The 7,733-nt window shown below is 50.7% G+C and carries 7 protein-coding genes and 2 pseudogenes; 4 read left to right on the top strand and 5 right to left on the bottom strand.

Features of this window, described 5'->3' with window-relative positions; translation table 11 throughout:
- The 4 genes and pseudogenes from OGX92_RS12025 to OGX92_RS12010 all read right to left on the bottom strand — a co-directional run.
- Positions 1-295, bottom strand: a pseudogene (locus OGX92_RS12025) (IS1-like element IS1A family transposase); the annotation flags it as partial.
- Between the two features lie 36 nt (positions 296-331).
- A pseudogene (locus OGX92_RS12020) lies at positions 332-1,258 on the bottom strand (Zn-dependent oxidoreductase); the annotation flags it as partial.
- Between the two features lie 13 nt (positions 1,259-1,271).
- On the bottom strand, positions 1,272-2,486 hold the full coding sequence (rspA, locus tag OGX92_RS12015; protein ID WP_218667436.1) for a starvation-sensing protein RspA: 1,215 nt from the start codon (positions 2,484-2,486) through the stop codon (positions 1,272-1,274).
- A 107-nt stretch (positions 2,487-2,593) separates the two neighbouring features.
- Positions 2,594-2,920, bottom strand: coding sequence for a YnfA family protein (locus tag OGX92_RS12010; protein ID WP_003832904.1), 327 nt, complete (start codon positions 2,918-2,920; stop codon positions 2,594-2,596).
- 153 nt (positions 2,921-3,073) lie between these two features.
- On the opposite strand from OGX92_RS12010, the gene OGX92_RS12005 reads away from it, so the two are divergent.
- Positions 3,074-3,415, top strand: a complete 342-nt coding sequence (locus OGX92_RS12005; protein WP_003032382.1) for a DUF1283 family protein — start codon at positions 3,074-3,076, stop codon at positions 3,413-3,415.
- Between the two features lie 35 nt (positions 3,416-3,450).
- A complete protein-coding gene (gene speG / locus OGX92_RS12000; RefSeq protein WP_003832900.1) occupies positions 3,451-4,011 on the top strand; it encodes a spermidine N1-acetyltransferase in 561 nt (186 codons plus the stop codon).
- Between the two features lie 6 nt (positions 4,012-4,017).
- On the opposite strand, the gene OGX92_RS11995 is transcribed toward speG, so the two are convergent.
- The gene (locus OGX92_RS11995) at positions 4,018-4,728 is read right to left on the bottom strand and encodes a YnfC family lipoprotein (protein ID WP_080470568.1); all 711 of its coding nucleotides are present in this window, start codon (positions 4,726-4,728) and stop codon (positions 4,018-4,020) included.
- A gap of 102 nt (positions 4,729-4,830) precedes the next feature.
- Between OGX92_RS11995 and OGX92_RS11990 the strand changes: the two genes are divergently transcribed.
- Both OGX92_RS11990 and ynfE read left to right on the top strand, forming a co-directional pair.
- On the top strand, positions 4,831-5,139 hold the full coding sequence (locus OGX92_RS11990; RefSeq protein WP_008784729.1) for a DUF1161 domain-containing protein: 309 nt from the start codon (positions 4,831-4,833) through the stop codon (positions 5,137-5,139).
- Between the two features lie 148 nt (positions 5,140-5,287).
- Positions 5,288-7,729 carry a selenate/tellurate reductase subunit YnfE gene (ynfE, locus tag OGX92_RS11985; protein ID WP_149280923.1) on the top strand — a complete coding sequence of 814 codons (2,442 nt, stop codon included), beginning with the start codon at positions 5,288-5,290 and terminating at the stop codon, positions 7,727-7,729.
- Positions 7,730-7,733 lie beyond the last annotated feature (4 nt).

Here is a 7,733-nt window from a genome sequence, read left to right as displayed (position 1 = left end):
CCCGGCTGTATGCGCGAGGTTACCGACTGCGGCCTGAGTTTTTTAAGTGACGTAAAATCGTGTTGAGGCCAACGCCCATAATGCGGGCAGTTGCCCGGCATCCAACGCCATTCATGGCCATATCAATGATTTTCTGGTGCGTACCGGGTTGAGAAGCGGTGTAAGTGAACTGCAGTTGCCATGTTTTACGGCAGTGAGAGCAGAGATAGCGCTGATGTCCGGCAGTGCTTTTGCCGTTACGCACCACCCCGTCAGTAGCTGAACAGGAGGGACAGCTGATAGAAACAGAAGCCACTGGAGCACCTCAAAAACACCATCATACACTAAATCAGTAAGTTGGCAGCATCACCGGATCGATAAGTCCGTTGACCAACCAATCAATCACAATCGGGAATTTGTTCGCATTTAATCTTGAGAAATAAATGGACAGTTCTTTCCCGGTAATGCCTTGTTGAATAATCTGACAAGGATCGCTGGAGAAGCCCATCAGAACAATTCGCGCGGCCGGCGATGCCAGCGTGATTGCCTCCTGTAAAATGGATGGATGGCAAGCTGCATCCACGATAATGGTCGGTTTTAGTCCGTTTTCCGCAAGGAACTCTTGCAACGAGTGCTGACTATTATTGATTGTCCAGTCTGCACCGCACTGCTTCGCCAGGGCCAGGCGCTCATCGATTCTGTCAGCAATCACTACGGTTTTGACCTTATAGACACGCTTAAGCGCCTGTACAGTGGTCAGTCCCATAGGCCCTGCGCCATAAATCAGCGCAATATCGTTTTCTGTTGGTTTAATTTGCCCGGTCACGTTTGCGGCGATAGTGAAAGGTTCCACCATAACGGCATGCTCATCAGGCACTGTATCGGGGATCGTCCAGGCATTTTTCGCTGGCACAACAGCGTACTCACTGAAACCACCATCGCGATGCACGCCCAGCACCACCAGCGATGTACAAACGTTAGGTTTACCAATTGAACAGGGATAACAATGTCCGCAGCTGATGACCGGATCAACGGACACCCGCTCACCTATTCGCGAATGGTCAACGCCATCACCTACCGCCTCTATCACGCCATAAAACTCGTGGCCAATCACGCGCGGGTATTGTGCAAATGGATTATGACCGCGATAAATATGACTGTCGGAGCCACAAATTCCCGCCAGTTTTACCTTTACCCTCACCTCACCTGCTAAGGGTTCTGGCACCGGTCGTTCGGCGATAATCAGCGTATTCGGTTTTTCAATTACGATACTTTTCATAGCAAATCACTCCTTACCAGTTCCACAGCGTGCCATCTTCCAGGCGAGCAACGGGCAGATATGCAGGGTCATACGGATATTTCGCCGCCAGTTTTTCGTCAAACTCGATCCCAAGACCAGGTTTGTCTCCTGGGTGCATATAGCCGTTATCAAAGGTCCAGTTATGTGGGAACACTTCCAGCATTTGCTCGGAATAGCCCATATATTCCTGTACGCCGAAGTTCGGCACCCACAGATCAAAATGCAGCGCGGCGGCCATGCACACAGGCGACAGATCGGAAGGTCCATGTGAACCGGTACGAACCTGATACAGCGACGCGAAATCGGCAATCCGGCGCATACCGGTGATACCACCCGCATGGGTGATGGTGGTGCGGATATAGTCGATCAGTTGTTCTTCAATAAGCTGTTTACAGTCCCAGATACTGTTGAACACTTCCCCTACCGCAATCGGCGTGACCGTATGCTGGCGGATTAGGCGGAAGCACTCCTGGTTTTCAGCTGGCGTTGGGTCTTCCATCCAGAACAAACGGTACTGTTCAATGCTTTTGCCAAAACGGGCCGCTTCAATTGGCGTCAGACGGTGGTGCATATCGTGCAGGAGATGTTCGTTGAAACCAAACTTGTCACGCACGGCAGCAAACAATTTTGGTGTGAAATCCAGGTATTTCTCCGTTGACCACAACTGCTCTTCCGGCCATTGCCCTTTGGTGGCGGGTTCGTAGGCCAGTCCTTTGCCTTTAGACATACCGTAAGTGGTTTTCATACCCGGCACGCCGCACTGCACGCGAATAGCTTTAAAGCCCATTTCTTTATGACGCGTATAATCTTCGAGTACGTCATCAACGGTATGGCCTGTGGTGTGACAGTAGACCATAACCCCTTCACGAGAAGCACCGCCGAGCAACTGGTACAACGGCATATTCGCCGCTTTCGCTTTGATGTCCCAGAGAGCCATATCCACCGCAGAAATCGCCGACATGGTGACCGGACCACGACGCCAGTACGCACCTTTGTAGAAAAACTGCCAGATGTCCTCAATACGATGCGCATCGCGACCAATAAGCTGCGGACACACGTGATCTTTCAGATACGACGCCACGGACAACTCGCGTCCATTTAACGTGGCATCTCCCAGCCCGGTGATCCCATCTTCTGTCGTAATTTTCAACGTTACAAAATTACGCCCAGGACAGGTGACAAACACTTCAGCCCCAACAATCTTCATTTCTTATTCCCTACATCTGTTCTTGTGATGCAGGAAATTTACTCAACTGAGCTACTACCATACAAGTATAAAGATCAAAAAAACGCTGTTTGATCACAAAAAAGGCGCTATGCGCGCCCCCATCCAGCCACAATGATCAACATGCCGCACAATGCCACCAGCGCGCCAGACCAGTCATATAAACTGAGTTTTACACCATCGACAATGCGTAGCCATAGCAGCGCGGTCACCACGTAAACACCGCCATAGGCTGCGTATACACGCCCGCTGGCTGCCGGATGCAGCGTCAGCAACCAGACGAATACAGCCAGTGATACCCCGGCGGGTATCAGCAACCAGGCTGTAGCCCCTCGCTTAAGCCAGAGCCAGGGTAAAAAGCAGCCAATGATTTCGCATAACGCGGTGACGAAAAAAAGAAATGTGGTCTTAAGCATTGATGTTATTCAGTTACCTTCGGTTTAACCATGATACGACAGAATCTCGTTAGCGTATCCATATCTACCGGGTGGGTATGCCCGCAAACTGGAATAGTGTAGAATTTAACCCTGTTTTATCGTTTTTACCCTTTCCCATAAAAGGAATTCACCATGAAAATTACACTGACCAAACGCCTGTGCCTGACGGCTATGCTGACGCTGGCTGCGGCTGTGTACACCTCTTCCGCATTTGCTGAAACCAGTAAACTGGTCATTGAATCCGGAGACAGTGCGCAAAGTCGTCAACAAGCCGCAATGGAAAAGGAACAATGGAACGATACGCGCCAGCTTCGCCAGAAAGTCAATAAACGTGCAGAGAAAGAATGGGACAAAGCCGATACGGCCTTTGATAGCCGTGATAAGTGCGAGCAGAGCGCTAATATTAATGCATACTGGGAACCTAACACCCTGCGCTGCCTCGACCGCCGTACTGGCCGCACCGTTGCCCCATAATCATTGCACTTTGAAGGATATTGAAAGGATACGATATGACTAGCGCCCTCAGTGTTAAGTTGCGCCCGCTGGAGCGTGAAGATTTACGATTCGTCCATCAGCTTGATAATAATGCCAGCGTAATGCGCTACTGGTTCGAAGAGCCTTACGAAGCGTTTGTTGAGCTGTCAGACCTGTATGACAAACACATCCACGACCAAAGCGAACGCCGCTTCGTGGTGGAGTGCGACGGTGAAAAAGCCGGGCTGGTGGAGTTGGTTGAAATTAACCATGTGCACCGCCGGGCCGAATTCCAGATTATTATTTCGCCGGAATATCAGGGGAAGGGTCTGGCCTCACGGGCGGCTAAGCTTGCGATGGATTACGGCTTTACCGTGCTCAACCTCTATAAGCTGTATCTGATCGTCGATAAAGAGAACGAAAAGGCTATCCACATTTACCGTAAACTCGGTTTTATGGTGGAAGGCGAGCTGATTCATGAATTCTTTATCAACGGCCAATACCGCAACACTATCCGCATGTGCATCTTCCAGCAGCAGTATCTGGCAGAACACAAAACGGCAGGCCCTAACCTGTTGCAACCTACCGCTCAGTAAAGGCGATTAGTAGTAATCGATAGTGTTTTCAATCGAGTAATGATGTTCAACTGCCGGCTTCACGCTCTCGTCAACGATAACGAGCTGGCAGTTGACCGGATTTGCGTATTCATCGTATTTGCACGTTTGTTTGACATTGCCTAACGGATGATTGTTGAGCAGGCTCACCGCGGTGTAATCCAGCTTCTTCAACGGGTCGACCGACGGTTTGGCATCAACCTGTAAGGTATTGTCCTTACTGACGGTTGTTTTACCCAGCGGGTAGCCTTCGGCATCATATCGATACTGCACCTTCATCTCTTTCCCCGTTGCAGAAACGACAAAACCGTTATCGTCGGTATCCCACACCACACCTGCAGCAGGCAGTTCCGCCAGTTGGCATTTGCCCTGTAAACGGATCCGTTTTTCCAGCGTTTCGGCATCCCGATAGTAGTTAGCATCCAGGACCAGCGCCATACCGGTATTGTTTTCGATATCGTGCAGTTCAAGTGTATCGAAACACCCTTCCTGTGACAGGGTACCAGCGACGCGCTTGGTGACCTCACCTTTGTCGTTGAGCAGCGTCTGACTGAAATCTTTCACCGGCCCGCGCAGCGGATCGAAATCAAATTCATTGGAAAAACTGGCCATTTCCGGCGTAAAGGAAACCAGCCCTTTGGCATTATCACACCCAACCAGCACGACACACAGGAAACCTAACAGGGTCTGTTTCTTCACATTTTTCACCGGGATAAGAAGATAATTCTCAATCATATTAGCAAATACAGTTATTTACACCAGAAATGCTAATCTTAGTCTATGTCGATCATAAAGGAGCTGATGATGAAATACGTAACAGGAATTGCCGCGATCTTACTGGCAGTTGCATCCCCACAGGTTCTGGCGGCACCTGCGTCATGTGAACGCGTGAAAAGCGATATCGAGCAGCGCATCATCAATAATGGCGTCGCAGAGTCCAGCTTTACGCTGAACATTGTCCCCAACGATCAGGCCGATCAACCTGATTCACTGGTGGTAGGACATTGTGCAAACGATACGCACAAAATTCTCTACACCCGGACTAACAGTGGAAACGCCCCTGCCAACAGCTCGCCTGCACAGGACGGGCACGTCGCCGAACCGCAATAAATCATACCCTCCGTACGCGGAGGGTTACTCCAGTTTGATATGCATTAAAATGCCATACTCATAAATGGGTAAACTCACTCTATTATTAGCATGCTATTAATTTCGCTATAGATATTAATATATAGCGATAACTATAATGGAGTGAGTTATGTCTGATACTGAGCAATATGGAGGTATTAGCCGCAGGATGTTAGTGAAATCCTCGGCTATAGGTTCGCTGGCGCTTGCCGCTGGCGGGTTATCGTTACCTTTTGGGATGCGCACCGCAGCTGCTGCTGCGGTACAACAGGCGATACAACCGGCTGAAGAGAAAGTGGTTTGGGGTGCTTGTTCCGTGAACTGCGGAAGTCGTTGTGCCCTGCAACTCCACGTCAAAGATGACGAAGTCGTATGGGTGGAGTCTGATACGACCGGAGACGATATTTATGGTCAGCACCAGGTGCGCGCCTGTTTGCGTGGACGCTCAATCCGTCGACGGATCAATCATCCGGATCGCCTCAATTATCCTATGAAGCGCGTGGGCAAACGCGGTGAGGGTAAATTCGAACGCATAACCTGGCAGGAAGCACTGGATACCATCAGCACCAGTTTAAAAAATACCGTACAGAAATACGGTAATGAGGCCGTGTATATCAACTACACCTCTGGCATTGTCGGCGGCAATATTACTCGCTCCTCCCCTTATGCCTCGCTGGTCGCTCGATTGATGAACTGTTATGGCGGATTCCTGAGCCATTACGGCACATACAGTACCGCACAAATCGCGGCGGCAATGCCTTACACCTACGGCTCAAATGACGGCAACAGTACATCCGACATTGAAAACACGAAGCTGGTGGTGATGTTCGGCAATAACCCTGCCGAAACGCGCATGAGCGGCGGTGGCATAACATACTTCCTTGAGCAGGCCCGGGAGCGTTCTAACGCCCGCATGATCGTCATCGACCCGCGTTATACCGATACCGCTGCGGGTCGTGAAGATGAGTGGATCCCTATCCGTCCGGGAACCGATGCCGCACTGGTGGCGGGAATCGCCTGGGTCCTGATTAACGAAGATCTCGTCGACCAGGCGTTCCTCGACACATATTGCGTCGGTTATGACGAGAAAACCCTACCCGCTGACGCTCCCGCTAACGGACATTACAAGGCCTATATACTTGGCAATGGCGATGACGGTGTCGCTAAAACGCCCCAATGGGCCTCGCATGTCACAGGGATCCCGGCCGAGCGCATCATTAAACTGGCACGGGAAATCGGTAGTACAAAACCGGCGTATATTTGTCAGGGTTGGGGTCCACAACGTCAGGCTAACGGCGAACTGACTTCGCGCGCGATCGCAATGCTGCCAATCCTGACCGGCAACGTTGGCATCAACGGCGGCAATAGCGGTGCGCGAGAATCAACCTACACCATCACGATTGAACGTATGCCGCTGCCGGATAATCCCATCAAGACCCAGATATCCTGCTTTAGCTGGACCGACGCCATCGCCCGGGGTCCGGAAATGACCGCAACCCGCGATGGCGTGCGCGGGAAGGATAAGCTCGATGTACCGATTAAATTTATCTGGAACTACGCGGGCAACACCATTACTAATCAGCACTCAGATATCAATAAAACGCATGAGATCCTTCAGGATGATACGAAATGCGAAATGATAGTGGTCATCGAAAATTTCATGACATCTTCGGCGAAATATGCCGATATTCTGCTGCCGGACCTAATGACCGTCGAACAGGAAGACATCATTCCTAACGACTATGCAGGCAACATGGGATACCTCATTTTTATTCAACCCGCGACGTCACCGAAGTTCGAACGCAAACCGATCTACTGGATAATGAGCGAAGTCGCCAAACGCCTTGGCAATGATATCTATCAACGGTTTACGGAAGGCCGTACTCAGGAACAGTGGCTCCAGTATCTGTATGCAAAAATGCTGGCCAAGGACCCCGCGCTCCCTTCTTATGACGAGCTGAAAAAAATGGGGATCTATAAACGCAAAGATCCTAACGGGCATTTTGTCGCTTATAAAAAATTCCGCGACGATCCGCAGGCCAATCCGCTCAAAACACCCTCTGGAAAGATTGAAATTTACTCCAGCCGACTGGCGAAAATTGCCAACACCTGGGAGTTGCAAAAGGACGAAGTAATTAGCCCGCTTCCCGTCTACGCCTCCACTTTTGAAGGGTGGGACGATCCCAAACGCAGCGCATTTCCGCTGCAGTTGTTTGGCTTTCATTACAAATCCCGTACGCACTCCAGCTACGGCAATATCGATGTTCTGCAGGCGTCCTGTCGTCAGGAAGTGTGGATCAATCCCGTCGATGCCCAAAAGCGTGGTATTGCAAATGGCGATATGGTGCGGGTCTTTAACGATCGCGGGGAAGTACGTATTCCGGCCAAAGTGACGCCACGGATCCTGCCTGGCGTCAGCGCAATGGGCCAGGGTGCATGGCACGATGCAGATATGGCCGGCGACAAGATTGACCATGGCGCCTGCGTCAATACGCTGACAACACAGCGCCCTTCACCGCTGGCAAAAGGTAACCCACAGCATACTAATCTGGTCGAGATCGAGAAGGTTTAAGGAC

The sequence above is a fragment of the Citrobacter sp. Cpo089 genome, from assembly GCF_030332695.1.
In the GTDB taxonomy this organism is placed as follows: domain Bacteria; phylum Pseudomonadota; class Gammaproteobacteria; order Enterobacterales; family Enterobacteriaceae; genus Citrobacter; species Citrobacter portucalensis.
The sequence above is the reverse complement of the archived record's forward strand: the minus strand, read 5'-3'. Positions and strand labels throughout refer to the sequence as shown.

Excerpts from the sequence above, each read along its gene's own strand:
- rspA (WP_218667436.1), bottom strand. The coding sequence starts at position 2,486 with ATGAAGATTGTTGGGGCTGAAGTGTTTGTCACCTGTCCTGGGCGTAAT.
- OGX92_RS12010 (WP_003832904.1), bottom strand. The coding sequence starts at position 2,920 with ATGCTTAAGACCACATTTCTTTTTTTCGTCACCGCGTTATGCGAAATC.
- OGX92_RS12005 (WP_003032382.1), top strand. The coding sequence starts at position 3,074 with ATGAAAATTACACTGACCAAACGCCTGTGCCTGACGGCTATGCTGACG.
- speG (WP_003832900.1), top strand. The coding sequence starts at position 3,451 with ATGACTAGCGCCCTCAGTGTTAAGTTGCGCCCGCTGGAGCGTGAAGAT.
- OGX92_RS11990 (WP_008784729.1), top strand. The coding sequence starts at position 4,831 with ATGATGAAATACGTAACAGGAATTGCCGCGATCTTACTGGCAGTTGCA.
- ynfE (WP_149280923.1), top strand. The coding sequence starts at position 5,288 with ATGTCTGATACTGAGCAATATGGAGGTATTAGCCGCAGGATGTTAGTG.